Origin of the sequence: Variovorax stachyos (assembly GCF_051400855.1) — a bacterium.
In the GTDB taxonomy this organism is placed as follows: Bacteria; Pseudomonadota; Gammaproteobacteria; order Burkholderiales; family Burkholderiaceae_C; genus Variovorax.
Map to the genome: position 1 here is coordinate 356,870 of NZ_JBLFFN010000006.1, position 25,607 is coordinate 382,476.

The following is a 25,607-nucleotide window of genomic DNA, read 5'->3' on the forward strand; positions in this document are numbered from 1 at the left end:
CGCAGGCCGAGAGGAGTTCGGGGCGGCCGCCTTCTACAACTGGCAGTAGATGGTCTTCATCGCGGAATCGTCGCGCTTGTAATTGGGCCCCGGCCGGGTGAAGACCTCGTCGAGCAGGACCAGGTCCCCGATCTTCGAGACATCGAACAAGGGCTCGCGCTGGGTGCCGCCCTGGATCTGGTGGACGCGGAGCAGTTCGGTCCCCTTGTGGCCCACGCCGTAGCACTGCGGCTCGACCAGGCGGGTGCGGCCGTGGTAGGAGAAGCGCAGCCTCCGCTTCTCGGCAATCGATCGGGCGATCACGGGGTTCATGGTCGTCGACCTCGGGGTGTTCTCGGCTACCTGCGCGCGAACACGGGTTGCTCGAAATGCGCGACGCGGGTGACGCGCCCGGCGATGCACAGCTCGCGGAACTGGTAGAGGAAGGCCGCGGTCGGCGCCGCGATCCAGGTGTCGCCCACCGGCATGCGCAGCACCGGATGCACGCTGTCGTCGATGGCGTCGAGCAGCGGCGCATCGGCGCGCATGAACTCGGCGACGGGGATGCGGTGAATGCTCGCCACCTCGGCTTCGCTGGCTACCAGCTCGCGTGCGGCGCCGGCCCAGACGACGACAGGCGTGATGGCGAAGCCGGAGCGCGTGACGAAGTCGTCGAGGCGGCCGAGGACCGCTGGCTCGTCGAGCTGCAGGCCGACTTCTTCATGCAGCTCGCGCAATGCCGCCTGTTCCGGCGTTTCGTCGCCGTCGATGCTCCCGCCGGGCAACGCCCACTGGCTTGCGTGGTTGCGCATGTGCGAGGGGCGCCGGGTGAGGAGCATGGCGGCCTGGTCGCTCCACGCGGCCGGCGCCGGCATGCCGGGCAGCGCGGCGCCGAAGCCTTCCTCGACGATCGCCAGCGCCACGGCCGCGCGCCGCGAACCGGGCGCGTGCAGCGCCTGCAGCTCGAAGCGGCGAAGGCGCTCGGCAATCGAGGTGCGCAAGGTGTCGTCGAGCCGCATCGGAAGATTATCTGCGCGCTCGTGCCCCCACCCCAGCCCTCCCCGGGGCGGGAGGGAGCAAGACCATCAAACCGTCAGCCTTCCTCGACGAAGGCTTCCTCGCGCTTGGACCTGACCGCCGGCATCAGCACGATCACCAGCATCAGCCCCGCGGCGACCAGCAGGCCGGCCGAGATCGGCCGCGTCACCAGCACCTCCCACGAGCCGCGCGACAGCAGGAGCGCGCGCCGCAGGTTTTCTTCCATCATCGGCCCGAGGATCAGTCCCAGCAGCAGCGGCGCCGGCTCGCAGCCCAGCTTGTGGAAGGCATAGCCGACGATGCCGAACAGGCCCACCATCCAGACGTCGAAGGTGTTGTTGTTGGTCGAGTACACGCCGATCGCGCAGAACAGCACGATGGCCGGGAAGAGCCAGCGGTAGGGGATGGAGAGGAACTTGATCCAGATGCCGATCAGCGGCAGGTTCAGCACCACGAGCATCAGGTTGCCGATCCACATCGAGGCGATGAGGCCCCAGAAGAGCTCGGGGTTGCTGGTCATCACCTGCGGGCCGGGCTGGATGTTGTGGATGGTCATCGCACCCACCATCAGCGCCATCACCGGGTTGCCGGGAATGCCGAGCGTGAGCAGCGGGATGAAGGAGGTCTGCGCGCCGGCGTTGTTGGCCGATTCGGGCCCGGCAACGCCGCGAATGTTGCCCTGGCCGAACGGCACCTCGTTGGCGCCCAGCTTGAGCTTCTTCTCGAGCGTGTAGGAGGCGAAGGCCGACAGCAGCGACCCGCCGCCGGGCAGGATGCCGAGCGAGCAGCCCAGCGCGGTGCCGCGCAGCGCCGCAGGCACGATGCGCCTGAAGTCCTCGCGGGTGGGCCACAGCCCGTGCACTTCGGCGGTGTAGATCTGCCGCTCGTGGTCGGGCTTCGACAGGTTGGCGATGATCTCGCCGTAGCCGAACACGCCCATCGCGATGGCGATGAAGCTGATGCCGTCGGTCAGCTCCGGAATGTCGAAGCTGTAGCGCGCGACGCCCGAGTTCACGTCGGTGCCGACCAGGCCCAGCAGCAGGCCGAGGATGATCATGCAGATGGCCTTGAGCAGCGAGCCCGACGCCAGCACCACGGCGCCGATCAGGCCCAGCACCATCAGCGAGAAATACTCGGCCGGGCCGAACTTGAAGGCCAGCTCGGTCAGCGGCGGCGCGAAGGCCGCGAGCACCAGTGTGGCCACGCTGCCCGCGAAGAACGAGCCCAGGCCGGCGGTCGCGAGTGCTGCGCCCGCCCGGCCGCGCTTGGCCATCTGGTGCCCGTCGATCACTGTCACGACGGACGATGACTCGCCCGGCAGGTTGACCAGGATGGCGGTGGTGGAGCCGCCGTACTGCGAGCCGTAGTAGATGCCCGCCAGCATGATGAGCGCGGCCACCGGCGGCAGCGCGTAGGTGACCGGCAGCAGCATCGCGATGGTGGGCACGGGCCCGATGCCGGGCAGCACACCGATCAGCGTGCCCAGCAGGCAGCCGACGAAGGCGTAGACGAGGTTCTGCAGCGAGACGGCGTGGCTGAAGCCGAGCGCGAGGTTGTCGAGAAGCTCCATGGCGATGCGTTCCTCAGCCGGTGATGAAGGTGGGCCAGACCTGGAACTGCAGGCTCAGGCCGAGGATGAAGGTGAGATAGCTGCCGATGGCCAGTACGGTGGCGAGGATCAGCGCCGACTTCATGTGGAAGGTGGAGCCCGCGAGGCTCGCGACGACGACCAGGGCGTAGATTGCGACGATCAGCCCCATGGCCGGCAGGCCGATGCTGGGCAGGCCGCCCAGCAGGATGCCGAAGACCAGGTTGGCGCCGATGATGAGCAGCAGCGGCCTCCAGGCGATGCGGCCGACGGGCTCGCCGTCCGGGGTGTCGATGGTCATGGCGCCGAGGACGACGCCGAGGCCCAGCACGGCCAGCAGCACGCCGAGCATGAGCGGAAAGTAGCCTGGGCCCATGCGCGCGCCGGTGCCGATGCTGTAGTTGGTGGCGCCGATCGCGAACGCGGCGCCGACGACGGCGAACATCAACCCGGCGAAGAAGTCTCTTTGGCTCCTGATTTTCATGAATGCACTTTCGAAGGATCGGGAAAAGGAGGAAACGACCACCGTCCCGGCGAAAGCCGGTCGGCATGCGCAGCGCGAAGCCGCGCGGGCAGGGGCGACGCCCGTCCTGCATGCGAATGCAGGCCCGTCACGGCGCCGCGATCGATTTACCTCATGGTATGAGGCTTTTTACCTCACATCATGAGTAATTACCCTGGCCCGGCGGTCGTGCCACGCCGGCACGAGGCGAGGCGCCTTGCTACATTGCGGGACTTCCAGCGGGTAGAGAACAACATGTCCAATAACGAGCAGAGCGCGTCGAAGCTGCGCCTGGAGGCGCTGTCGGCATTCAGGCACCGGCTGCGCAGCTTCATGCGATTCAGCGAGGACGCGGCGCGCGAGGCCGGCATCACCGTGCAGCAATACCAGGTGCTGCTGCACACGCAAGGCTTCCCGGGCCGCGAATGGGCCTCGATCAGCGAGATCGCCGAGCGCCTGCAGGCGCAGCCGCATGGGGTGGTGGCACTGGTGTCGCGCTGCGAGGAAGCGGGCCTGGTCAGGCGCCAGCCCAGCACCGTCGACCGGCGCCTGGTCGAGGTGCACCTGCTGCCCAAGGGGCGCAAGTTGCTGGCAAGGCTCGCGCGGCAGCACGCGCTGGAGCTGTCGCACCTGGCCGAGGCAGTACGGCTGGCGAACGAGATCGGCGGCGAGATCGACGATGGCGACGCCTAGCAAGCGCCTTCGCGCCGGCCCGCTCAGGCGATCAGCGACTCCAGCAGCCGCGCCACGTGCACCGCCTCGCGCTGCGCGCCGTCGGCGATCTGGTGGCGGCAGCTGGTGCCGTCGGCCAGCACGATCGCATCGGGCCGGCTGCGCACCGCGGGCAGCAGGGCGGCCTCGGCCATGCGCATCGACACGTCGTAGTGCGAAGCCTCGTAGCCGAAGCTGCCGGCCATGCCGCAGCAGGAGCTCTCGATGAGCTCGGGCTTCGCATCGGGGATGAGCTTCAGCACCTCGAGGATGGGGCTGACCGCGCCGAAAGCCTTCTGGTGGCAGTGGCCGTGCAGCAGGATGGGCTTGCCGGCGGGCTTGAAGCCGAGCTTGAAGCGGCCCTCGCGCATTTCGCGCGCGATGAATTCCTCGAACAGCAGCGCCTGGTCCGCGACGGTCTGCGCCTTGTCGCCCAGGCCCATGGCCAGGGTCTCGTCGCGCAAGGTCAGCAGGCAGGAGGGCTCCAGCCCGACGATGGGGACGCCCTCTTGGGCCAGGGGCAGCAGCGCGTCGACCAGGGCACCGGCACGCGCCCTGGCCTCGTCCACCATGCCGTTGGCGAGGTAGGTGCGGCCGCAGCAATGGTGGCCGCTGTGCTTCTCGACCGTATGCAGCAGGTAGCCCGCGGCCTTGAGCACGCGCGCGGCGGCCCAGGCGTTCTCGCTTTCGAAGCCGCCATTGAAGGTGTCGACGAAGAGCACCGCGGCCTTGCGACCGCTGCAGGCGGCGGCGATGACCATGTCGCGGCTGGTGAAGAGCGTCGCGTCGCGGGCGCTCCAGAAGGTGTCGGCGCGGAACGCCGGCAGCGAACGCCTGGCCGACAGCCCCAGCAGCCGCTCGCCGAGGCGGGCGAGGGCAGGCATGCGATTGCGCAGGTTGAAGAGCCAGGGCATGCGGCTGGCGGTATGCAGGTAGTCCGGCAGCCGGGCGACCAGCCGATCGGCGAGCGTGTGGCCGTGCTTCCTCTTGTAGTGGGCGAGGAACTCGATCTTCATCTTCGCCATGTCCACCCCGGTCGGGCAGTCGCGCTTGCAGCCCTTGCAGCCGACGCACAGGTCCATGGCGTCGCGAACGGCGTCGCCGGTGAAGGCGTCGGGGCCGAGCTGGCCCGAGAGCGCGAGGCGCAGCGTGTTGGCCCGCCCGCGTGTAAGGTGCTGCTCGTCGCGCGTCACGCGGTAGCTCGGGCACATGGTGCCGGCATCGAACTTGCGGCAATGGCCGTTGTTGTTGCACATCTCGACGGCCTTGGCGAAGCCGCCGGTGACGTCGCCGCCGGAGCCGGGCGGGGTGGTCTCCTCGGTCACCGGATCGGCCTGCACGTTCCAGGCGGACCAGTCGAGCACCGGGGTGATGGGGATGCGCTGGTAGGGCCGTGGCGCGGAGCCGGGCGCGAAGCGGAAGAGGGCGCCATCGTCCATCTTCGGCGGGTCGATGATCTTGCCGGGGTTGAAGAGACCGATCGGGTCGAGCTTGTTCTTGATGGCGCGGAAGGCCTCGTTGATGGCGGGGCCGAACTGCCACTCGATCCACTCGCCGCGGCACAGCCCGTCGCCGTGCTCGCCGCTGAAGGCGCCCTTGTACTTGCGCACCAGCTCGCCGGCTTCTTCCGCGATGGCGCGCATCTTCGCGGCGCCGTCGGTGCGCATGTCGAGGATGGGCCGCACGTGCAGCGTGCCCACGGACGCGTGGGCGTACCAGGTGCCGCGCGTGCCGTGCCTGGCGAACACCTCCGTCAGGCCGTCGGTATAGGCGGCCAGGTGCTCGAGCGGCACCGCGCAGTCCTCGATGAAGCTGACCGGCTTGCCGTCGCCCTTGAGGCTCATCATGATGTTGAGGCCGGCCTTGCGCACCTCCCACAGGTTCTTCTGCGCGGCCTCCTCGGGCATGCGCACCACGCTGTCGGGCAGGCCCAGGTCGCCCATCAGCTCGGCCAGCTGCTGCAGCCGGTGCAGCAGGGCGGCGCGGTCCTCGCCCGAGAACTCGACCAGCAGGATGGCGGCCGGCTTGCCGATCAGCGCCTTCTCGATGGTCGGCTTGAAGGCCGGGTTGGCGAGGCTCAGCTCGATCATCGTGCGGTCGACCAGTTCGACCGCGGTGGGGCCCAGCTTCACGATGTGCTGGGCCGAATCCATCGCAGCGTGGAAGCTCGCGAAGTTGACGACGCCCAGCACCTTGGCGCGCGGCAGCTCGGAAAGCTGCAGGGTCAGGCTGCGGGTGTAGGCCAGCGTGCCCTCGGCGCCGACCAGCAGGTGCGCGAGGTTGACGCTGCCGTCGGCGGTGTAGGGCCGCTCGCTCTGGTTGTCGAAGATGTCCAGGTTGTAGCCGGCGACGCGCCGCATCACCTTGGGCCAGCGCTCGGCAATCTCCGCGCGGTGCTGCCGGGCCAGCTGCTGCACATGCTGCGCAATGCCGGCGGCGCGCGCGCCGAGCGTGGCGACGGGGCCGAAATCCACCAGCTCGCCATCCGACAGCCAGGCGCTCGCGCCCAGCACGTTGTGCACCATGTTGCCGTAGGCGATGGAGCGCGAGCCGCAGGAGTTGTTGCCCGCCATGCCGCCCAGCGTGGCCTGCGCGCTGGTGGAGACATCGACCGGGAACCACAAGCCGTGCGGCTTGAGCTGCGCGTTGAGATGGTCCAGCACCAGGCCCGGCTCGACGGTGACGCGGCGCTCGGCGACGTCGAGCTCGAGCACGCGCCGCAGGTGCTTGCTGTTGTCGATGACCAGCGCTGCGCCGGTGGTCTGGCCGCACTGGCTGGTGCCGCCGCCGCGCGGCAGCACCGGCACCTGCAGGTCGCGCGCGATGTCGATGGCCGTGGCAACGTCGCGCTCGGTCTTCGGCACGAGCACGCCCACCGGCATGATCTGGTAGATGGAGGCGTCGGTGGCGTAGCGGCCGCGCGAGGCATCGTCGAACAGCACCTCGCCCTCGGTCTCGGCCGCGAGGCGGCGCGCGAGCTGGGCGCAGACCTCGTTGGGCGGCAGCACGGTGCCGGCGGGCTGCAGGTGGCTGGCGGGATCGATGCGCATCAGCGCTTGCCCGCCTGGGCTGCCGTGGGATAGATCTGGCCGGCGCGCAGCAGCGCAAGCACCGTGTCGCGCTTGCGGTTGAGGTGCTCGACGAGCACCTCGCGCATGGCCGCCGCGTCGCGGGCGGCGAGCGCCTCGATCATGCGTTCGTGCTCGGCCACCGCGTGCTTCCACTTGGCCTCGTCCTGGTTGGTGCGAAAGCGCAGCGACTGCACGCGGGCATTGATCGCGCGGTAGGTGCTGGTGAGCACCGGGTTCTTGGCGGCCTCGTTGATGGCGGTGTGGATGCGCGCATTGATGCGGTAGTAGCCCGAGAGATCGCGGCGCGCGAAGCAGGCCATCATTTCGTAGTGCAGGGCGCGCAGCTCGGCCAGTTCAGGCTCGGTGATGCGGCGAGCCGCCAGCTCGCCCGACAGGCCTTCGAGCGCGGCCAGCAGCTCGAAGGCGTTTTCCACGTCGGCCTCGGTCAGCTTGACGGCCACCGCGCCCCGGTTGGGCAGCAGGTCGACCAGGCCCTCCGCCGCCAGCAGCTTGATGGCTTCGCGCAGGGGCGTGCGCGAGACGCGCAGCTGCTCGCACAGCTCGCGCTCGTTGAGCTTGGCGCCCGGGGCGATCTGGCCTTCGACCAGCATGGTGCGCAGCCGCGCCGCCACCTGGTCGTGCAGCGCCAGCCGCGAGATCTCGATCACTTCTGCCATGGCTTGTTTTCCTCCCGGTGCATTTTGAATGCAAAACCTACGCGCTTCAACGGGGTTGTTTCAGGGTAATCCATCATGGTCCAATGCATTTTGCATGCAAAACTAAAAAGGAAAGGATCGCCCATGCTGCAACTCGACCTTCATCCGACCGGCCGCCATTTTCTGCAGATCCCCGGCCCCAGCCCGGTGCCCGACCGCATCCTGCGCGCGATGAGCCTGCCCACCATCGACCACCGCGGGCCCGAGTTCGGGGCGCTCGGCCTGAAGGTGCTCGCGGGCATCCGCCAGATCTTCCAGACCCGGCACCCGGTGGTGATCTACCCGGCCTCGGGCACCGGCGCCTGGGAAGCCGCGCTGGCCAATGTCATGAGCCCGGGCGACGCGGTGCTGATGTACGAGACCGGCCACTTCGCCTCGCTATGGCAGAAGATGGCGCTGCGCCTCGGCCTGGCGCCGGAGTTCCTGAGCCTGCCGGGGGTGGACGAGACCGGCCTGCCGCGCAGCTGGCGCCACGGCGTGCAGGCCGACCTGATCGAGGCGCGGCTGCGCCAGGACACGGACAAGAAGATCCGCGCGGTGTGCGTGGTGCACAACGAGACCTCCACCGGCGTGACCTCCGACATCGCGGCAGTGCGCCGCGCGATCGACGCGGCCGGCCACCCCGCCCTCTTGATGGTGGACAGCATTTCGGGCCTGGCGAGCGCCGACTACCGCCATGACGAGTGGGGCGTGGACGTGACCATCAGCGGCTCGCAGAAGGGCCTGATGCTGCCGCCGGGCATCAGCTTCAACGCGCTGTCGCCCAAGGCGCTGGAGCGCAGCAAGACCGCGAAACTGCCCAAGGCCTTCTGGGCGTGGGACGAGATCGTGGAGATGAACCAGGGCGGCTATTGGCCCTACACGCCCAACACCAACCTGCTCTACGGGCTGAGCGAATCGCTGGACATGCTGCTGGGCGAAGGCCTGCCACAGGTGTTTGCGCGCCACCAGCGCTGGGGCGCAGGCGTGCGCGCAGCGGTAAAGGCCTGGGGCCTGCCGACGCAGTGCGCCGACCCGGCCGTGCATTCGCCGGTGCTGACCGGGGTGATCACGCCCGAAGGGGTGGACGCCGATGCGCTGCGGCGGCTGATCCACGAGCGCTTCGATCTCTCGCTGGGCACGGGGCTGGGCAAGCTCAAGGGCCGCATGTTCCGCATGGGCCACCTGGGCGACAGCAACGACCTCACGCTGGTCGCGATGGTGGCCGGCGTGGAGATGGGGCTGAAGCTCACCGGCGTGAAGCTCGCGGGCAGCGGGGTGCAGGCGGCGATGGAGCATTTCGCGAGCCATGCGGTGCCGGCGGCGCTGAAGAAGGCGGCCTGAATCGAGGCCACCGGAACCGAACCAACCAGGAGACCCACCCATGCAACGACGTTCCTTGATCCAGGCAGCAGGCGCTGCGGCGGCCACCCTCGGCGTGCCGCGCGTGTTCGCACAGGAATGGCCCAACGGCCCCGTGCGCATCGTGGTGGGCTTTCCGCCGGGCGGGGGCACCGACGCGCTGGCGCGGGTGGTGGCGCAGAAGCTGACGACGATGTGGAACCAGTCGGTGATCGTGGAGAACAAGGGCGGCGTGGCCGGGGTGCTCGCGGCCGAGTACGTGTCGACGCAGCCGAGCGACGGCTCGACACTGCTGATGGCGCACATCAACAGCCATGCGCTGGCGCCCACCCTGCAGCCCAAGCTGCGCTACAGCGTGGAGCGCGACTTCGTGCCGATCGTGCTGGTGGGCGTGACGCCCAACCTGCTGATCGCGGGGCCGGCGCAGAGGGCAGTGACGGTGAAGGACATCGTCGCGCTGTGCGGCGCGGAGCCCGGCAAGGTGAGCTTCGGCTCGGCCGGCGCCGGCTCTGCGCAGCACCTGGCGCTCGAGATGTTCAAGCTGCAGGCCAAGGTCGATGCGCTGCACGTGCCCTACAAGGGCAGCGGGCCGCTGCTCGCGGACCTGATGGGCAACCAGATCCAGTACAGCTTCGAGACCATGACCGCCGCCACGCCGCATGTGAAGAGCGGCAAGGTGACGGCGGTGGCGCAGACGCGGCTGAAACGGGCCAAGGGCCACCCTTCCGTGCCGACGATGCAGGAGCAGGGCTTCGAAGGCTTCGAGGCCACCACCTGGTACGGCCTGGCCGGGCCCGGCAAGCTGCCGACGCCGATCGCTGAAAAGATCAACCGCGACGTCAACACCGTGCTGGCGATGCCCGACGTGCAGGAACGGCTCGACACCTACGGCGCCGAGGACGGCGGCGGCTCGCGCGAGAAGTTCCGGCAGTTCATCGCCTCCGAGATCCAGAAGTGGGGGCGGGTGGTGCGGGACGGCAAGGTGAAGGTGGACGCCTGAGCGCGCGGCGCTCGCGCCTGCAACAGCACTCTTCTAAAGCCCCGGCAGCCTCGTTCCAGGCTGCCGCGTCGGCTGCCCTGTGCTCGCCAGCCGGGGCGCGCAACCGGTGGCCGCCCCCTTGCGCAAAGTCCCGTCTTGTCAGACAAAGCCGCCATCGAAGTGCCGAAGACGGCCGGCCTGCTGCGGCGCAACATAATGGCAAAAAAGCCGGGCTTTTTTGCGCCTTCCACGATGTGACCTCTCAACCGCCGGGGCCCGCTCTTACATGTTCAATCCGCCGTCGCTCGAAAGCTTGCCGCCCGCCGCCACCGGACCGTCACAAGACACCGTGGCACCAGACACCCTGGCCTTTGTCTTCGAGGAGCAATGCGCGAGCCGGCCGACGCAGCTGGCCTACGGTTTCCTGGCGGAGGACCTGTCCCTCGCACAGCAGCTCAGCTATGCGCAGCTGCGTGACGACGTCCACCACATCGCCGCCTGGCTGGCGACCGCGACCCGTCCTGGCGACCGCGTGTTGCTGGCCTTTCCACCGGGGCTGGATTTCGTGCGGGTGTTCTGGGCCTGCCTGCTCAGCGGCCGGGTGGCGGTGCCGGTACCGGCGCCCGATCCGATCCGCCTGCATCACGCCGCACCGCGCCTGCGCAGCGTGATCGCGGATTCTCGCGCGGCCCTGGTGCTGACCAGCGCGAAGCTGCTCGACGCCGCGGCCACCGCGCTGGACCCCGCCACCTTGGCCATGGCGCGCTGGACCGCGCTGCCCGATGCGGCGCAGCTGGGTGCCGTTGCGCAGGACTTCGTTCCGCCGGTGATCGATACGCAGGCGCTGGCCTACCTGCAGTACACGTCGGGCTCCACCTCCGCGCCGCGCGGCGTGCGCCTGTCGCACCTGAATGTGCTGGCGAACGTGCGCGCGATGATCGCCGGAGCCGATGCGAGCGCCGATTCGCGCGGGCTCAGCTGGCTGCCGCACTTCCACGACTACGGCCTGGCCTTCGGCGTGCTGGCGCCGGTGGTGGCGGGTGCCGCCGGCTACCTGATGTCCCCAGTGGCCTTCCTGCGCCGGCCGCTGCGCTGGCTCGAGGCCATCGAGACCTATCGCATCACGCACACGGGCGCGCCGGACTCGGCCTTCGTCGCCTGCCTGCAGGCGCTGGGCGACAAGCCGCTCGGCGCACGCCTGGACAGCCTGGTGTCGCTCAACTGCGGCGCCGAACCGGTCAAGGCCGATACGGTCGATCGCGTGCTCGCCGTGTTCGGCGCGGCGGGCATGCCCGCGCGGGTGTTCGCGCCGTCCTACGGCCTGGCCGAGGCGGTGCTGGGCGTCAGCGCGAGCACGCTGCAAGCGGCGCCGCGCATCGTGTCGGCGGACGCCGGGGCCCTGCTGGCCCATCGCTTCGACCCGCTGCCCGAAGGCGCGGCGCAGGGGCGACGGCTGGTCGGCTGCGGACAGGCGATGCGGGACACGGAAATCCTCATCGTCGACGAGAACCAGCACGCCTGCGCCGATCGCTGCATCGGCGAGATCTGGGTGCGCTCGCCCGGCGTCGGCGGCGGCTACTGGATGCAGCCCGAAGCCACGGAGGCCACCTTCGGCGGTCACCTGGCGGACGGCACCGGACCCTTCCTGCGCACCGGCGACCTCGGCTTTCTCGACCAGGGCGAGCTGTTCGTCACCGGCCGCTTGAAGGACCTGATCATCGTCCACGGCGAGAACCACTATCCGCAGGACTTGGAGTGGACCGCGGAGCGCGCCCATCCCGCGCTGCGGCCGGGTTTCGGCGCGGCCTTCGCCGTGGAGACGCCGGCCGGCGAGGGCGTGGTGCTGGCGCTGGAGCTGGACCGGCGCGCGCAGGCCGAGGCCGACGTCGAAGCGGTGTTCCGCGCGGTGCGCCGCGCGATCGCGGTGGAACACGGCCTGCCGGTGCATGCCATCGCCCTGCTGCGCGCGGGCGGATTGCCGCGCACTTCCAGCGGCAAGGTGCAACGCCACCGCTGCCGGGAGGCCTTCCTGGCCGGAGAGCTGCCGCTGGCGGTGCCGATCGATGCCGGCACCGAGCCCGTGCACGACGAGCGCGCGGAAGAGGCCGAGCGCCGCGAGCGCCTGGGCTACGTGCTGCCGCGCGACGAGCGCGAGCAGGCCGTGTGGGACATCTGGTGCGAAGTGCTGGGCACGCGCGCCTTCGGCGTGCACGAGAGCTTTTTCGAGCTCGGCGGCAATTCGCTGCGCATGACGCAGGTGCTCTCGCGGCTGTCGGCGCGCTTCGGCGTGGCGCTGCCGCTGGCCGAGCTGTTCGAGCATGCCAGCGTGGCCGCGATGGCGGCCCACGTGGCGAAGGCCGAGCAAGAGCCGCTGGAGAGCCGGGCGGCGGCACCGGCCGGCATCGAGCCCGTGCCGCGCGGCGCGCCGCTGCCGGCCTCGCTCTCGCAGCGGCGCATGTGGGTGATCCAGCATTTCGACCCCGCATCGACCGCCTACAACGTGCCGATCGCCATACGGCTGCGCGGCGCCTTCGATCCGGCGCTGTGCCAGCAGGCGCTCGACGCCATGGTGCAGCGGCACGAGGGCCTGCGCACCTGCTTTGTCATGGGCGAGCACGAGCCGATGCAGGCGATCCTCCCCGCGCTCGCAGTGCCGATCGAGCAGATCGACCTCAGCCGGCTGCCCGAGCGCGAGCGCAACGCGCAGGCGCGCGTGCTGCTCGCCGAGCGCGCGGCGCAGCCTTTCGACCTGTCGCAGGCGCCGCTGCACCGGCCGACCCTGATCCGCTTGGGCGAGCGCGAGCACGTGCTGTTCTGGCTGCTGCACCACGCGATCACCGACAACTGGGCCGGGGCGCTGCTGATGCGCGAAGCCCTCGCCGCGTATGGCGCGCTGGCGGCCGGGCGCGAGCCGCTGTCGGCGCCGCCGGCGATCGGCTATGCCGACTACGCGGCCTGGCAGCGCAGTCCGGCGGCGGTGGAAGCGCGGCGGCCGCACCTCGACTACTGGCTGGAGCGCCTGCGCGACCTGCCCGACCTGGACCTGCCCACCGACTTTCCGCGGCCCGCCAAGGCCAGCCACCGGGGCGCGCGCGTCTCGGCCGGGCTGCCGCCGCGGCTGCGCGAGGCGATGCGCGACTTCGGCGGGCGCGAGGCGGTCACGCCCTTCGTGGTTTACCTCTCGGCCTTCGTGCTGATGCTGTCGCGCCACGCGAAGAGCGAGGACATCGCGATCGGCACGCCGATCGCGAACCGCCACCGCTTCGCCGCCGAGCCGCTCGTGGGGACGCTGGTCAACACGCTGGTGATGCGCACCGATCTCGGGGGCGACCCCAGCTTCACCCAGCTGGTGCATCGCGTGCGCCGCAACGCGCTGGAGGCCTACACGCACCAGGACGCGCCCTTCGACGAGCTGATCGACGCGCTGGGGCACGACCGCACGCTGCACCCGGAAGGCCCGGTACGCGTGCTCTTCAACGTGCTCAATGCGCCGGTGGGCGAGCCGGAGCTCTTCGGGCTGGAGGTGGACGAGTTCGACTTCGAGCGCGTGGCCGCGCAGTTCGACCTGTCGATGCACATCGACACCGAGTTCTCGCACCGCATCCACCTCGAATACGCGAGCGATCTCTACAGCGAGGCCACCGCCGCGCGCATGCTCGAGAACTACCTCGCGCTCGTCGAGCGGCTGCTCGCGCAGCCCGAGCGCCGGATCTCGACCCACGAGATGCTCGCGCCGGCGCAGCTCAACCTGCTGCGCCATGGCTGGAACGGCGCGCGCTCGCCGCTGCCCGCACGGCAGCTGGTGCACGACTACCTGGACCTGGGCGCGCCGGAAGTGCGCGAGCGCGTGGCGGTGATCGACGCAGCCGGCGGCACGCTGAGCTACGGCGAGCTCGAGGCGCGCTCGAACCGGCTGGCCCACGCGCTGCGCGTGCGCGGCATCGCGCGCGGCCGGCGCGTCGGCCTGTGCATTGCGCGCAGCCCCGACATGCTGATCGCGCAACTGGCGGTGATGAAGGCGGGCGCGGCCTACGTGCCGCTCGACCCGGACTACCCGGCAGATCGCCTGCGCTTCATGGCGGCCGATGCAGACCTGGCCGCGGTGCTCGCGCAGCAGGACACGCACGGCATCCTCGAGGGGCTGGCGATCCCGATGCTGGCCGTCGACGACGCGCAGCTGGCGGCCGGGCATCCGGACGAGCCGCTGGCCCCCGACACCGCGCTCGACGCCACGCCGCTGGACGAGGCCTACCTGATCTACACCTCCGGCTCCACCGGCCAGCCCAAGGGCGTGCGGGTGCCGCACCGCGGGGTGGTCAACTTCCTGGCCGGGATGGTGAAGGCGCCGGGCCTGACGGCGCAGGACTGCGTGCTGGCGATCACCAGCCCTTCCTTCGACCCTTCGGTACTGGACCTGCTGCTGCCGCTGGTGGTGCGCGCGAAGGTGATCATCGCCTCGCAGCAGCAGGTGCACGATCCGGCAGCGTTGCGCAAACTGCTCGAGACGCATCGGGCCACGCTGCTGCAGGCCACGCCCTCGGCCTGGCGCGCGCTGCTCGAGACTGGCTGGGCCGGGGCGCCGGGCTTCCGCGGACTGATCGGCGGCGAGTCGCTCCCGCCGATATTGGCCGAGCAGCTGCTGGCGCGCATGGCCGAGCTCTGGAACATCTACGGGCCCACCGAGAGCACGGTCTGGGCCACCGGGTGGAAGGTGGTCGAGCCGCGCAAGGCGATCGCGATCGGGCGGCCGATCGACAACGTCACCGTCTGGGTGCTCGACGAGCACGGCCATGCCTGCCCGATCGGCGTGCCGGGCGAGCTCTACATCGGCGGCGCCGGCGTCACCCTCGGCTACTACCACCGTGACGAGCTCACGGCCGAGCGCTTCGTGCCCGACCCCTTCGGCGAGGAGCCCGGTGCGCGCCTCTACCGCACCGGCGACCTGGGCCGCTGGCGCCACGATGGGCTGCTCGAGCTGATGGGCCGCGCCGACCACCAGGTGAAGCTGCGCGGCTTCCGCGTCGAGATGGGCGAGATCGAATCCGCGCTGCTCGACCATCCCGAGCTGGCGCACTGCGTGGCGGTGACGCGCGCGGAGCGCGAGGACGACGTGCGGCTGGTGGCCTACTTCGTCTCGCGCGGCCCGGTGCCGCCGGCGCCGCCGGTGCTGCGCGAGCACCTGCGCACGCGGCTGCCGCACTACATGATCCCGCAGCACTTCGTCTCGCTGGACGCGATGCCGCTGCTGCCCAACGGCAAGGTCAACCGCGCTGCACTGCCGGCGCCGGTGATGGACGTCGTCCTGGCCGACGGCCGCAGCTACGTAGCGCCGGCCACGCACGGCGAGCAGCTCATCGCCGGCATCTGGTCGGAACTGCTGGGGGTCGAGCAGATCGGCCGCACCGACAACTTCTTCGACCTGGGCGGGCACTCGCTGCTGGCCATGCGGGCCGTCGCGGCCATCGAAGCACTGATGGGCTGGAAGGTCGCGCCGCGCCGGCTCATCTACGAGAGCCTGCAGCAGATCGCGCGCGAGGAGAACCTTCAGGCGCGCTGAGTTCTGAAGGGCTTGCTCAGGAAGGGCGAGCCCTTTTCGCCGAAGCGCCAGGGCACGTCGGCCGCCTTCGAGATGCCGATGCGCGGCCCGGCCTCGACCACCACGGCCGGGTGATCGTCGGGGGCGGCGAGCAGCGCGAAGGGCGGCCGGTCGAGCCGCTTGCCGTTGAACCCACCGTCGATGCCCAGCGCCTGCGCCACCCGGCCGGGGCCGGCGCACAGCAGGCGGATGTCGTCGAGGCCGCGCCGCGCGCGCATGCGCTCCAGCCCGGTGGTGGGCGCCAGCGCGCGGATCAGCACCCCGGCGCCGTGCCCTTCTTCGCGGCAAACGAAGTTGAGGCACCAGTGGATGCCGTAGGAACGATAGACATAAGCCCGGCCGGGCGGTCCGAACATCGCAGCGTTGCGCAGGGTGGGCCCGCTGAAGCTGTGCGAGGCCGGGTCCTCGCGGTCGTAGGCCTCGGTCTCGACGATGCGGCCGCCGACGCCGCCGACCAGCAGCACCAGGCCGATGAGTTGCGGTGCCACCTCGTGCGAGGGCGCGAGGAAATCGATGTCGGCGGGGATGCGTGCTTTCACTGCGCCATTCGCCTTCGCAGCGGCCGTGCGGCTCATAGTCCCTTTTCCACCATTTCCAGGAGCCTGCGGCCCAGTTCGTCGGTCTGCTCGCGGGGCGCACCGCGCAGCGGGCCATCGATGATCAGGAGCGCCAGGCCGTGGACCGCCGACCAGGCCAGGAACTCGGCGCCGGGACGACGTTCGGGGGGCAGGACCCCGGCCGCCACCATCTGGTCGAGCGAGGCGCCCAGCAGCTCGAAAGGGTTGAGACCGCTCGCGCCGCCCTTGGCGGCGTTGGGAGGGTCCTCCAACTCCACCGGTGCGCCGAAGGCAGTGCGGAACAGGCCGGTCTGCTCCTGGGCGAAACGCAGGTAGCCGGCGCCGATGGCGCGAACGCTCGCGCGGGCGATCTCCGCGGGCGAGCCTTCGCGCGGCACCGCGGCGAGCTCGGCCTCCATGGCGCCGGCCGCCGCCGACAGGGCCGCGGCCCGCACGGCCAGCAGCAGCGCCTGGCGGCTGGTGAAGTGCCGGTAGGCCGCATTGGGCACGACGCCGGCACGCCGGGTGGCCTCGCGCAGCACCACCGCCTCCGGGCCGCCCTGCCGGGCCAGCTCGACCCCCGCCTCCAGCAATGCCCGGCGCAGATCGCCGTGGCGATAAGTGCTGCGTGCCGGGGGCACGGGGCTGGGGAGCGTCGGGTCGTTATTCATGTGGACAGCGTCCATTATCTTTGCTATTGTTTTGTGGACGTTGTACACAACGACGGAATTTCCCTCTACCAACGCGTTTTTTCCCAAAGGAAGCCAGACATGAGCAACAAGATCTTCGTGAACCTCCCTGTCAAGAACCTCGAGAAGTCCAAGGCCTTCTACGGGGCGCTCGGCTACAGCTTCGACCCGCGCTTCACCAACGAGCAGGGCGCCTGCATGGTGATCAGCGAAGACATTTACGCGATGCTCCTGGTCGAAAGCTACTTCAAGACCTTCACCCCCAAGGCCATCGCCGACGCCTCGAAGACCACCGAGGTGCTGCTGTGCCTGTCTTGCGAGAGCCGGGCCGAGATCGATGCCCAGGTCGCCAAGGCCGTGGCCGCCGGCGGCAGCACGCCCACCGAGGCGAAGGACCATGGCTTCATGTACCAGCACGGCTTCCAGGACCTCGACGGCCACATGTGGGAGCTCGCGTACATGGACATGAGCGCCTTCCCGCAGGCCTGAGCGCCGCACGAATCGAATCCCTCACCCACCCACCACTCCCAAAGGAGATTGCCATGCATGTCCAGTCCTACCTGTTCTTCGAAGGCCGCTGCGAAGAGGCGCTCGAGTTCTACCGCGCCAAGCTCGGCGCCGAGGTGACGATGCTGATGCGCTTCAAGGACAGCCCCGAACCGATGGACAACGCCGAGATGTGCGGCGGCGCCGAGATGTCCGGTCCGCCTCCCGAGAACAACGTGATGCACGCCGAGTTCAAGATCGGAGACACCACGCTGATGGCCTCCGACGGCATGGCCAAGGAGGCGCCCGTCTTCCGTGGCTTCTCGCTGTCGCTGACCGTGGCGGACGAGGCCGATGCCAAGCGCAAGTTCGCGGCGCTCGGCGAGGGCGGCCAGGTTCAGATGCCGCTCGGGCGGACCTTCTTCTCGCCCTGCTTCGGCATGGTGCAGGACCGCTTCGGGGTCAGCTGGATGGTCGGCGTGTTCGAGGCGCCGAAGGGCTGAGCGTTTCGGGGCACGTTCGAACGGCGACGAAGGGTCCGTCGCCGGCAAGGCAGGAAGCAAGCTGAGCCGAACGTGCCCGTCCTGTGCTCCAGCTCATTCCCCATCGTTCCTATCGATGAGCAGAGCTCACCCGGGGAGGAGGCGGCCTGCCATGAGGCGGTCGCGCAGGCCATGGACAGTCTCTGAAATGAGTTTCGCGGGCGACATGGCGATGAACTGGCGGCCAGCGGATTGTTGGCCAAGCTGCCGAAGTTCCTCGCAGACTGAACGTCCTCAGGTCCTGGCCGCGCGCCGCGCGCTGCGCCGAGAACGCGCCAGGGCGACGAATTCGATCAGGCCCCACACCAAGGCACCGCCGAGCGCGCGGAAGGCATGACGGTTCGGAGGCCAGAGGAGGGAGGATTGCATGGTGTGGCGGGTGCCCTCGACGGGTGCCCTTTCGCCACGCTAAGGGACTTGTATGACATGTTGATGGCATGCATTGCCGCTATCCTGCGCGCTCCCTTTCCCTGTATGCCATCCTACGCGTGAATCCCCCGGACATGCCCGAACTGCTGGAGCTGGCGCAGCTGATCCAGCTGGCCGGCGCGCACCTGGAGACCCGCGTCCTGTGCGAAGTGGCGGCCGGCGCGCGGCGCTTCCCGGTCCAGGCCTTTCTGCTCGGCAGCACGCGCCCGGACGCACCGGCCGTGGGCTTCTTCGGCGGGGTGCACGGGCTGGAGCGCATCGGCGCGCAGGTCGCGATTGCCTACCTGCGCAGCCTGGTGATGCGGCTCGCCTGGGACGAGACGCTGCATCGGCAGCTGGAGACGATGCGGCTGGTGTTCATGCCGCTGGTCAATCCGGGCGGCATGTGGCTCGGCACGCGCGCCAATCCCAACGGCGTCGACCTGATGCGCAACGCGCCCATCGAATCGAAGGAGCGCGTGCCCTACCTGATCGGCGGCCAGCGCATCAGCGCGAACCTGCCCTGGTACCGCGGCGCTGCCACCGCGCCGATGGAATGCGAGAGCGCCGCGCTGTGCACGCTGGTCGAGACCGAGCTGCTGGGTCGGCCGCTCAGCGTGGCGGTGGACTGCCACTCGGGCTTCGGCCTGACCGACCGCATCTGGTTCCCGTATGCGCACACCACGCGACCCATCGGGCACCTGGCGGAGATGCACGCGCTGTGCGAGATCCTCGACCAGAGCCTGCTGCACCATCGCTACAAGCTGGAGCCGCAGAGCCGGCAGTATCTGGCGCACGGCGATCTCTGGGACCACCTCTATCTGGGCGCCGATCACCGGCCGGGCAGCGTGTTCCTGCCGGTGACGCTCGAAATGGGGTCGTGGCTGTGGGTCAAGAAGAACCCGCGCCAGCTCTTCTCGCGCCACGGCATCTTCAACCCGGTGATCGAGCACCGTCACCAGCGCGTGCTGCGCCAGCACATCGGATGGCTGGACTTCATCACCCGCGCCGTCGGCAGCCACGAACGCTGGCTGCCCACCGGTACGCGACGCACGCAGCACGAGCAGCAGGCGCTGGCGCGCTGGTACGGGAGGCACTGATGGAGACCTGGGTGCTGATGCGGGGACTCACGCGCGAGAGCGGGCACTGGGGGCGCTTCGTCGGGCTGCTGCAGGACCGCTTTCCCGCCGCGCGGATCGTGGCGCTCGACCTCCCCGGCAACGGGCGGCTGAACGCGCTGCGCAGCCCGGCGCGCATCGGGCCCGCGATGGAAGCCTGCCGCGAGCAGCTTCGCGCGCTCGGCATCGCGCCGCCGTACCGCTTGCTCGCGATGTCGCTGGGCGCGATGGCGGCGGTGGACTGGGCAGTGCAGCATCCGCGCGAGCTCGCAGGCTGCGTGCTGATCAACACCAGCCTGCGACCCTTCAGTCCCTTCTACGAGCGCCTGCGACCCGGCAACTACTGCGCCCTGCTCGGGCTGGCCTTCGGGCGGCAGGGCGCTCGCGAGCGCGAGGCGACGATCCTGCGGCTCACCACCCGCCACGCCGACGGCGGCATGGCCGTGCTCGACGACTGGACGGCGATCCGCGAGGCGCGGCCGGTGTCACCGTCGAACGCGGTGCGCCAGGTGCTGGCGGCGGCGCGCTATCGGGCGCCGGCGAAGGCGCCTTCGGTGCCGCTGCTGGTGTTGGCGAGTGCCTGCGATGGCCTGGTGAATCCGAACTGCTCACGGCGACTGGCGCGCCAGTGGGGCGTGGAAATCGCGGAGCACCCCAGTGCCGGGCACGACCTGCCGCTGGACGATGGCGCGTGGCTTGCGGCGCAGGTGGGGCGCTGGGCCGCGCAGGGCCTCAGCCGGGCATCAGCTGCTCCACCAGGTCATCCAGCCGCGCCTTGACCCGGCGCCAGTCCGGCATCAGCGTGTCCAGCAGCTGGTGGAAGCGCGGACCGTGGTTGTGCTCGCCGAGATGGCACAACTCGTGGATGAGCACGTAGTCGATGCATTCGCGCGGCGCCTTCACGAGATTCGGGTTGAACGGGAGACGGCCTGCTGGCGAGCAGCTGCCCCATCGCTTCTTCGTGACGCGCAGCTGCATCGGCGGCGGCGTGCGGACCCAGCTCAGAGAGGGCGCGAGGGCCGCGAGGCGCGCGGCCAGCACCTCGCCGGCACGCCTGCGGTACCAGGCATCGAGCAGCGCCTGCACGCGGGCAGCATCGCCATTTGCAACTGCGACTTCGATGCGCTTTCCGCGCAAGCGCACGGGGCCGTCCCGGCCTTCGTCGACGACGACCTTGAGCACGTAGCGCCCGCCGAGATAGAACAAGGACTCGCCGCTGGCATGCGCGCGCGGCGACGCATGCGCAAGGCGCTCTCGAACAGCCGCGATCTGGCGGCTGATCCAGTGCGCGCGCCGCTGCACGGCCGCCTGCAGCGCGGCGTCGGACGTCTCCTGCGGCACATCAACCAGCACGCGCCTATCGGGTTGGACATGATGGCGATGCGCCGCGCCTTGCGTGCCGGCTGCACGCGCAGGCTGAACGCGATCCGTTCGTCGACGTAGCGAAGGCTTCGAAGGGCTGCAACGCTCACGCACGACGCCCCATGTCGACGCGGGCGATCTGGAGCACATGCCCGATCACGTCGTTGGCCCGTTTGAGGCCGACCGCCGCATAGGCAACCCGGCTCGGCCGATGGGGCCGACGCTCGGGGGCGGCACGGCCGCCGGAAGCGTTTGCACAAGAAAAAACGCGCCCCAGGGGGCGCGTTCCGATCGGGAGCGAAGGGCGCGTTACCTGGCCGCGACCACCCGCACCATTTCCAGGCACTTGTTGGAGTAGCCCCACTCGTTGTCGTACCAGCTCACCAGCTTGATGAAGGTGCCATCGAGCGCGATGCCGGCCTCCGCGTCGAAGATGGAGGTGCGCGGGTCGCCGCGGAAGTCGGTGGCGACCACCTTGTCTTCGGTGTAGCCCAGCACGCCCTTGAGCGCGCCCTCGCTCTGTGCCTTCATCTCGGCGCAGATTTCCTTATAGGTGGCTTCCTTCACCAGTTCGACGGTGAGGTCGACCACCGAGACGTCGGAGGTCGGCACGCGGAAGCTCATGCCGGTGAGCTTCTTGTTGAGCTCGGGAATGACGACGCCGACAGCCTTGGCCGCGCCGGTGCTGGAGGGAATGATGTTCTCGAGGATGCCGCGGCCGCCGCGCCAGTCCTTGTTGCTGGGGCCGTCCACGGTCTTCTGGGTGGCGGTGGCGGCGTGCACGGTGGTCATCAGGCCGCGCTTGATGCCCCACTTGTCGTTGAGCACCTTGGCCAGCGGCGCCAGGCAGTTGGTGGTGCAGCTGGCGTTGCTGATGATGGCCTCGCTGGCGTACTTCTTGTCGTTCACGCCGTAGACGAACATGGGGGTGTCGTCCTTGCTCGGCGCCGACATGATCACCTTCTTGGCGCCGGCGTCGAGGTGCTTCTGGCAGGTCTCCTTGGTGAGGAAGAGGCCGGTGGATTCGAGCACCACCTCGGCGCCCACTTCGTCCCACTTGAGGTTGGCCGGGTCGCGTTCCTGCGTCAGGCGGATCTTCTTGCCGTTGACGATCAGGGTGTTGCCCTCGACGTTGATCTCGCCCTGGAAGCGGCCGTGCACCGAGTCGTACTGGAGCATGTAGGCCAGGTATTCGGGCTCGAGCAGGTCGTTGATCGCGACGATCTCGATGTCGTTCTTGAAGTTCTGCACCGCCGCACGCAGCACGTTGCGACCGATGCGGCCGAAGCCGTTGATGCCGAGTTTGATAGCCATGTGGTTTGCTCCTGGAAGTTGAAAACTGGGTGCGGCCGGATCAGCGCGCGAGCGCCGTCTCGACCGTGGCAGCGACGTTCTCCGCCGTGAAGCCGAAGTGCTTGAACAATACGCCGGCGGGCGCCGACTCGCCGTAGGTGTCGATCCCGACGACGGCCGCGACGCCGTACTTCCACCAGCCGTCGGTGGCGCCCATCTCGACTGCGATGCGCGGGGTTCCCTGCGGCAGCACGCTCTTCTTGTAGGCGATGTCCTGGCGGTCGAAGGTGGTGGTGGAAGGCATGGAGACCACGCGCACGGCGATCTTCTTCGCGGCCAGCAGCTCCTGGGCCTTGAGTGCGAGCTGCACTTCGGAGCCGGTGGCGATGATGACGGCCTGCAGCTTCTTCTTCAAGCCGTCGGGCTCGGCCAGCACGTAGGCGCCCTTGCTGATGTCGCTCAGGTCCTTCTTGGGCGCGTAGGGCAGGTTCTGGCGCGACAGCAGCAGCGCGGTCGGGCGCGTAGCGTTTTGCAGCGCGACGGCCCAGGCCACCGCGGTCTCGGCCGTGTCGGCGGGACGCCAGACGTCGAGATTGGGGATGAGGCGCAGCGAGGCCGCATGCTCGATGGACTGGTGCGTGGGACCGTCCTCGCCGAGGCCGATGGAGTCGTGGGTGAAGACATGCACCACGCGTTGCTTCATCAGCGCCGCCATGCGGATGGCATTGCGGCCGTAGTCGCTGAAGGTCAGGAAGGTGCCGCCGTAGGGAATGAAGCCGCCGTGCAGCGCGACGCCGTTCATGATGGCGGCCATGCCGAACTCGCGCACGCCGTAGTTGATGTGGCGGCCAGGCATGCCGTCGGGCAGCTGCTCGTTGCCCTGGGTGCGGACCACGGCGCCGCTGGCATCGAAGCGCAAGGCCGGCGTGCTCTTGGTGTTGGTCAGGTTGGAGCCGGTGAGGTCGGCGCTGCCGCCCAGCAGCTCGGGCAGGGCGGCGGTGAAGGCTTCGAGCGCCAGCTGCGAGGCCTTGCGCGAGGCCACGGTTTCGGCCTTGGTGTGGGCCGTGACCACGGCATCGAAAGCGGTCTGGTGGAAGTTCTTCGGCAGCTCGCCCTTCATGCGGCGGGTGAACTCGGCCGCCAGGTCGGGGTACTGCCTGGCATAGGCGGTGAACTTGTCGTTCCACGCCGCTTCGCGCTGCGCGCCGGCTGCCTTGGCGTCCCATTCCTCGTACACCGCGTGCGGCAGTTCGAAGGGCTCGTGCGGCCACTGCAGCGCCGTGCGGGTGAGGCCGATTTCGTCCGTCCCCAGGGGCTCGCCGTGGGCCTTGGCGGTGTTGGCGCGGTTGGGGCTGCCCTTGCCGATCTGCGTCTTGCAGATGATGAGGGTGGGGCGCTCGTCCTGCTGCCGGGCCTGGTGGATGGCGTCCGACACTTCCTTGGTGTCGTGGCCGTCGATGGGGCCGATCACGCTCCAGCCGTAGGCCTTGAAGCGTTCCGCCGTGTTGTCGATGAACCAGGGCTTGACCGGACCGTCGATCGAGATGCCGTTGTCGTCATAGAGCGCGATCAGCTTGCCCAGCTTCCAGGCACCCGCCAGCGCGGCGGCCTCGTGGCTGATGCCCTCCATCAGGCAGCCGTCGCCGAGGAAGGCGTAGGTGCGGTGGTCGACGATCTGGTGATCGGGCCGGTTGAACTCGGCGGCCAGCAGCTTTTCGGCCAGCGCAAAGCCGACCGCGTTGGTGATGCCCTGGCCCAGCGGGCCGGTGGTGGTCTCGACGCCGGGCGTGACACCCGTTTCGGGGTGGCCGGCGGTCTTGCTGTGCAGCTGGCGGAAGCGCTTGAGCTCCTCCACCGGCAGCGCGTAGCCCGTCAGGTGCAGCACGGCGTAGATGAGCATCGAGGCATGGCCGTTGGAGAGCACGAAGCGGTCCCGGTCGAACCACTGCGGGTTGACGGGGTTGTGCTTGAGGTGATCGCCCCACAAGGCGACCGCCATGTCGGCCATGCCCATCGGTGCGCCCGGATGCCCGGAGTTCGCGAGTTGAACGGCATCCATGGCCAGCGCGCGGATCGCGTTGGCCATCAGGGCTTGGTTGGCCATGTGGTCGGAACTTTCTTGGGGAGCAGTTGGGGAGCCCGCGATTTTAGCGGGCGGTGCCTGGCACCCGCCCGGAGGCGGGGCAGAGGGCTGATAGAGTGCCGGCCATGCATGGGCTGCACCTGACCGCCGACCTCCACGATTGCGCATGCGACATGGCCTGGCTCGTGGACGCGCAGCTCCTGGGCGCCGCATGCGTGAAGGCGGTCGAGGCCGCGGGCCTGCAGGCCGTGGGCACGCTGTTCCACACGTTTCCGGCGGGGCCGCGAGGACCTGGCGGCGTGACCGCCACGGTGCTGCTGGCCGAGTCGCACCTGTGCATCCACACCTGGCCTGAGCAGCGCGGCGCGACCCTCGACGTCTATGTCTGCAATTTCGGCGCCGACCATTCGGCCAAGGCGCGCGCGCTGATGGGGGCGCTGGAGGCGGTGTTCGCGCCGGTCCGGGCCGAGCGGCATGCGCTGCAACGCGGCACCATGCCGGGAAAGGCCGCCGAATGAGCATCCGGGCCATGATTCTGGCCGCAGGTCGCGGCGAACGCATGCGGCCGCTAACCGACGAGCGGCCCAAGCCGCTGCTCGAGGTGCACGGCAAGCCGCTGATGCAATGGCCCATGGAGGCGCTGGCGGCCGGCGGCTTCACGCAGCTTGTGGTCAACACCGACTGGCTCGGCGAACAGATCGCGACGCGCTTCGGGCCGCGCCACGCCGCTTCCGACATCGTCTATTCGCACGAGGGCCGCGACTTCGGCGCTGCGCTGGAGACGGCGGGCGGCATCGTGCGCGCGCTGCCGCTGCTGGGAGGCATCTTCTGGGTGCTGGCGGGCGACGTGTTCGCGCCGGATTTCGCGTTCAGCCAGGCGGCGGTGGACCGTTTCGTGGCTGGCGCACGGCTCGCGCACCTGTGGCTGGTGCCGAACCCGCCGCACAATCCGCGCGGCGATTTCGGGATCTCGCCCGGCGGGCTGGCACTGAACGAGGCGCCGGCGAAGCACACTTTCTCGACCATCGGGCTGTACCGTGCGGCACTGTTCGCGCCGCCGTACTGCGACATCCCGGCCGGCAATCCCGGCGGCGTCAAGGCGCCCCTCGCGCCGCTGCTGCGCGCCGCCATGGCCGACGGTCGGATCAGCGCCGAGCTCTACCAGGGCGCCTGGACCGACGTCGGGACGCCCGAGCGGTTGGCTGTGCTGAACGCAGAAAGAAACAGGACCGTGCAAGGCGCGCCGGTGAGTCGCTAGATCGAAGCGCGACGGATCGGGGCACACGACGAGGCCATGCCGCGGCCGGACAAAAAAAGGCCCGCACGAGGCGGGCCGGAAGTCAGCTGGATCGAACTGGCCGATCAGGGCACATTGGCGCTTCGAATGTGGAAGGGCCTGCCTTCCATCGCAAAGCTGCCGCCGAACTCGACGTTGACCCCGTTGGTGGGCTGCACCGGGCAGCCGCCGGGTGGCTGGCAGGACCAGGAGCCGCCGCGGTCGGCGAAGACGACGGAACCATAGCGGTAGTTCGACACCTTCTTGCCGGC

23 protein-coding genes are annotated in these 25,607 nt (G+C 69.5%); 10 read left to right on the forward strand and 13 right to left on the reverse strand.

Features of this window, described 5'->3' with window-relative positions:
* Positions 1–33: 33 nt before the first annotated feature.
* From ACMGEZ_RS14210 to ACMGEZ_RS14225, 4 genes are all read right to left on the reverse strand, one after another.
* Positions 34–312: a WYL domain-containing protein gene (locus tag ACMGEZ_RS14210; protein ID WP_436822923.1), complete on the reverse strand. Its 279-nt coding sequence runs from the start codon at positions 310–312 to the stop codon at positions 34–36.
* Between the two features lie 26 nt (positions 313–338).
* Positions 339–998 carry an NUDIX hydrolase gene (locus ACMGEZ_RS14215; protein WP_436822924.1) on the reverse strand — a complete coding sequence of 220 codons (660 nt, stop codon included), beginning with the start codon at positions 996–998 and terminating at the stop codon, positions 339–341.
* Between the two features lie 74 nt (positions 999–1,072).
* Positions 1,073–2,587, reverse strand: coding sequence for a tripartite tricarboxylate transporter permease (locus tag ACMGEZ_RS14220; RefSeq protein WP_436822925.1), 1,515 nt, complete (start codon positions 2,585–2,587; stop codon positions 1,073–1,075).
* Positions 2,588–2,600: 13 nt separating this feature from the next.
* Positions 2,601–3,089 carry a tripartite tricarboxylate transporter TctB family protein gene (locus ACMGEZ_RS14225; protein ID WP_436822926.1) on the reverse strand — a complete coding sequence of 163 codons (489 nt, stop codon included), beginning with the start codon at positions 3,087–3,089 and terminating at the stop codon, positions 2,601–2,603.
* 273 nt (positions 3,090–3,362) lie between these two features.
* Between ACMGEZ_RS14225 and ACMGEZ_RS14230 the strand changes: the two genes are divergently transcribed.
* Positions 3,363–3,800 (forward strand): MarR family winged helix-turn-helix transcriptional regulator, encoded by a 438-nt coding sequence (locus ACMGEZ_RS14230; RefSeq protein ID WP_436822927.1) that lies wholly within the window; start codon positions 3,363–3,365, stop codon positions 3,798–3,800.
* A 23-nt stretch (positions 3,801–3,823) separates the two neighbouring features.
* Here ACMGEZ_RS14230 and ACMGEZ_RS14235 read toward each other — a convergent pair whose 3' ends face one another.
* A complete protein-coding gene (locus ACMGEZ_RS14235; protein WP_436822928.1) occupies positions 3,824–6,868 on the reverse strand; it encodes an FAD-binding and (Fe-S)-binding domain-containing protein in 3,045 nt (1,014 codons plus the stop codon).
* The gene (locus ACMGEZ_RS14240; protein WP_436822929.1) at positions 6,868–7,566 is read right to left on the reverse strand and encodes a GntR family transcriptional regulator; all 699 of its coding nucleotides are present in this window, start codon (positions 7,564–7,566) and stop codon (positions 6,868–6,870) included. The genes ACMGEZ_RS14235 and ACMGEZ_RS14240 overlap by 1 nt, the downstream gene beginning before the upstream one ends.
* A 123-nt stretch (positions 7,567–7,689) precedes the next feature.
* Here ACMGEZ_RS14240 and ACMGEZ_RS14245 point away from each other — a divergent pair, with 123 nt between their 5' ends.
* From ACMGEZ_RS14245 to ACMGEZ_RS14255, 3 genes are all read left to right on the forward strand, one after another.
* Positions 7,690–8,928: a pyridoxal-phosphate-dependent aminotransferase family protein gene (locus ACMGEZ_RS14245; RefSeq protein WP_436822930.1), complete on the forward strand. Its 1,239-nt coding sequence runs from the start codon at positions 7,690–7,692 to the stop codon at positions 8,926–8,928.
* Positions 8,929–8,968: 40 nt separating this feature from the next.
* A complete protein-coding gene (locus ACMGEZ_RS14250) occupies positions 8,969–9,946 on the forward strand; it encodes a Bug family tripartite tricarboxylate transporter substrate binding protein (RefSeq protein WP_436822931.1) in 978 nt (325 codons plus the stop codon).
* Between the two features lie 328 nt (positions 9,947–10,274).
* A complete protein-coding gene (locus ACMGEZ_RS14255) occupies positions 10,275–15,482 on the forward strand; it encodes a non-ribosomal peptide synthetase (RefSeq protein WP_436822932.1) in 5,208 nt (1,735 codons plus the stop codon).
* Here the strand turns inward: ACMGEZ_RS14255 and ACMGEZ_RS14260 are convergent.
* Both ACMGEZ_RS14260 and ACMGEZ_RS14265 read right to left on the reverse strand, forming a co-directional pair.
* Complete coding sequence (locus ACMGEZ_RS14260) at positions 15,470–16,060, reverse strand: DNA-3-methyladenine glycosylase (protein WP_436822933.1); 591 nt, start codon at positions 16,058–16,060, stop codon at positions 15,470–15,472. The two genes, ACMGEZ_RS14255 and ACMGEZ_RS14260, sit on opposite strands and share 13 nt — an antisense overlap.
* A gap of 32 nt (positions 16,061–16,092) precedes the next feature.
* On the reverse strand, positions 16,093–16,749 hold the full coding sequence (locus ACMGEZ_RS14265; protein ID WP_436822934.1) for a TetR/AcrR family transcriptional regulator: 657 nt from the start codon (positions 16,747–16,749) through the stop codon (positions 16,093–16,095).
* Positions 16,750–16,848: 99 nt separating this feature from the next.
* Between ACMGEZ_RS14265 and ACMGEZ_RS14270 the strand changes: the two genes are divergently transcribed.
* Both ACMGEZ_RS14270 and ACMGEZ_RS14275 read left to right on the forward strand, forming a co-directional pair.
* Entirely contained in the window at positions 16,849–17,256 is a 408-nt protein-coding gene (locus ACMGEZ_RS14270) for a VOC family protein (protein WP_436822935.1), read from the forward strand.
* 53 nt (positions 17,257–17,309) lie between these two features.
* On the forward strand, positions 17,310–17,756 hold the full coding sequence (locus ACMGEZ_RS14275; RefSeq protein WP_436822936.1) for a VOC family protein: 447 nt from the start codon (positions 17,310–17,312) through the stop codon (positions 17,754–17,756).
* 273 nt (positions 17,757–18,029) lie between these two features.
* Here the strand turns inward: ACMGEZ_RS14275 and ACMGEZ_RS14280 are convergent, their stop codons facing one another.
* Entirely contained in the window at positions 18,030–18,164 is a 135-nt protein-coding gene (locus tag ACMGEZ_RS14280; RefSeq protein ID WP_436822937.1) for a hypothetical protein, read from the reverse strand.
* 134 nt (positions 18,165–18,298) lie between these two features.
* On the opposite strand from ACMGEZ_RS14280, the gene ACMGEZ_RS14285 reads away from it, so the two are divergent.
* Positions 18,299–19,303 (forward strand): M14 family zinc carboxypeptidase, encoded by a 1,005-nt coding sequence (locus ACMGEZ_RS14285; RefSeq protein ID WP_436822938.1) that lies wholly within the window; start codon positions 18,299–18,301, stop codon positions 19,301–19,303.
* Entirely contained in the window at positions 19,303–20,100 is a 798-nt protein-coding gene (locus tag ACMGEZ_RS14290) for an alpha/beta fold hydrolase (RefSeq protein WP_436822939.1), read from the forward strand. Before ACMGEZ_RS14285 ends, ACMGEZ_RS14290 begins: the two co-directional genes overlap by 1 nt.
* On the opposite strand, the gene ACMGEZ_RS14295 is transcribed toward ACMGEZ_RS14290, so the two are convergent.
* The 3 genes from ACMGEZ_RS14295 to tkt form a co-directional block, all read right to left on the reverse strand.
* The gene (locus ACMGEZ_RS14295) at positions 20,054–20,674 is read right to left on the reverse strand and encodes a M48 family metallopeptidase (RefSeq protein ID WP_436822940.1); all 621 of its coding nucleotides are present in this window, start codon (positions 20,672–20,674) and stop codon (positions 20,054–20,056) included. The two genes, ACMGEZ_RS14290 and ACMGEZ_RS14295, sit on opposite strands and share 47 nt — an antisense overlap.
* 318 nt (positions 20,675–20,992) lie before the next feature.
* The gene (gene gap, locus ACMGEZ_RS14300) at positions 20,993–21,997 is read right to left on the reverse strand and encodes a type I glyceraldehyde-3-phosphate dehydrogenase (RefSeq protein WP_436822941.1); all 1,005 of its coding nucleotides are present in this window, start codon (positions 21,995–21,997) and stop codon (positions 20,993–20,995) included.
* A gap of 40 nt (positions 21,998–22,037) precedes the next feature.
* Positions 22,038–24,080 (reverse strand): transketolase, encoded by a 2,043-nt coding sequence (gene tkt / locus ACMGEZ_RS14305; RefSeq protein WP_436822942.1) that lies wholly within the window; start codon positions 24,078–24,080, stop codon positions 22,038–22,040.
* 104 nt (positions 24,081–24,184) lie between these two features.
* Between tkt and speD the strand changes: the two genes are divergently transcribed.
* On the forward strand, positions 24,185–24,577 hold the full coding sequence (gene speD, locus ACMGEZ_RS14310) for an adenosylmethionine decarboxylase (protein ID WP_436822943.1): 393 nt from the start codon (positions 24,185–24,187) through the stop codon (positions 24,575–24,577).
* Positions 24,578–24,588: 11 nt separating this feature from the next.
* Positions 24,589–25,317, forward strand: coding sequence for a nucleotidyltransferase family protein (locus ACMGEZ_RS14315; protein WP_436822944.1), 729 nt, complete (start codon positions 24,589–24,591; stop codon positions 25,315–25,317).
* A gap of 104 nt (positions 25,318–25,421) precedes the next feature.
* Here ACMGEZ_RS14315 and ACMGEZ_RS14320 read toward each other — a convergent pair.
* The coding region (locus ACMGEZ_RS14320; protein ID WP_436822945.1) for a hypothetical protein at positions 25,422–25,607 on the reverse strand (186 nt) is incomplete at its 5' end.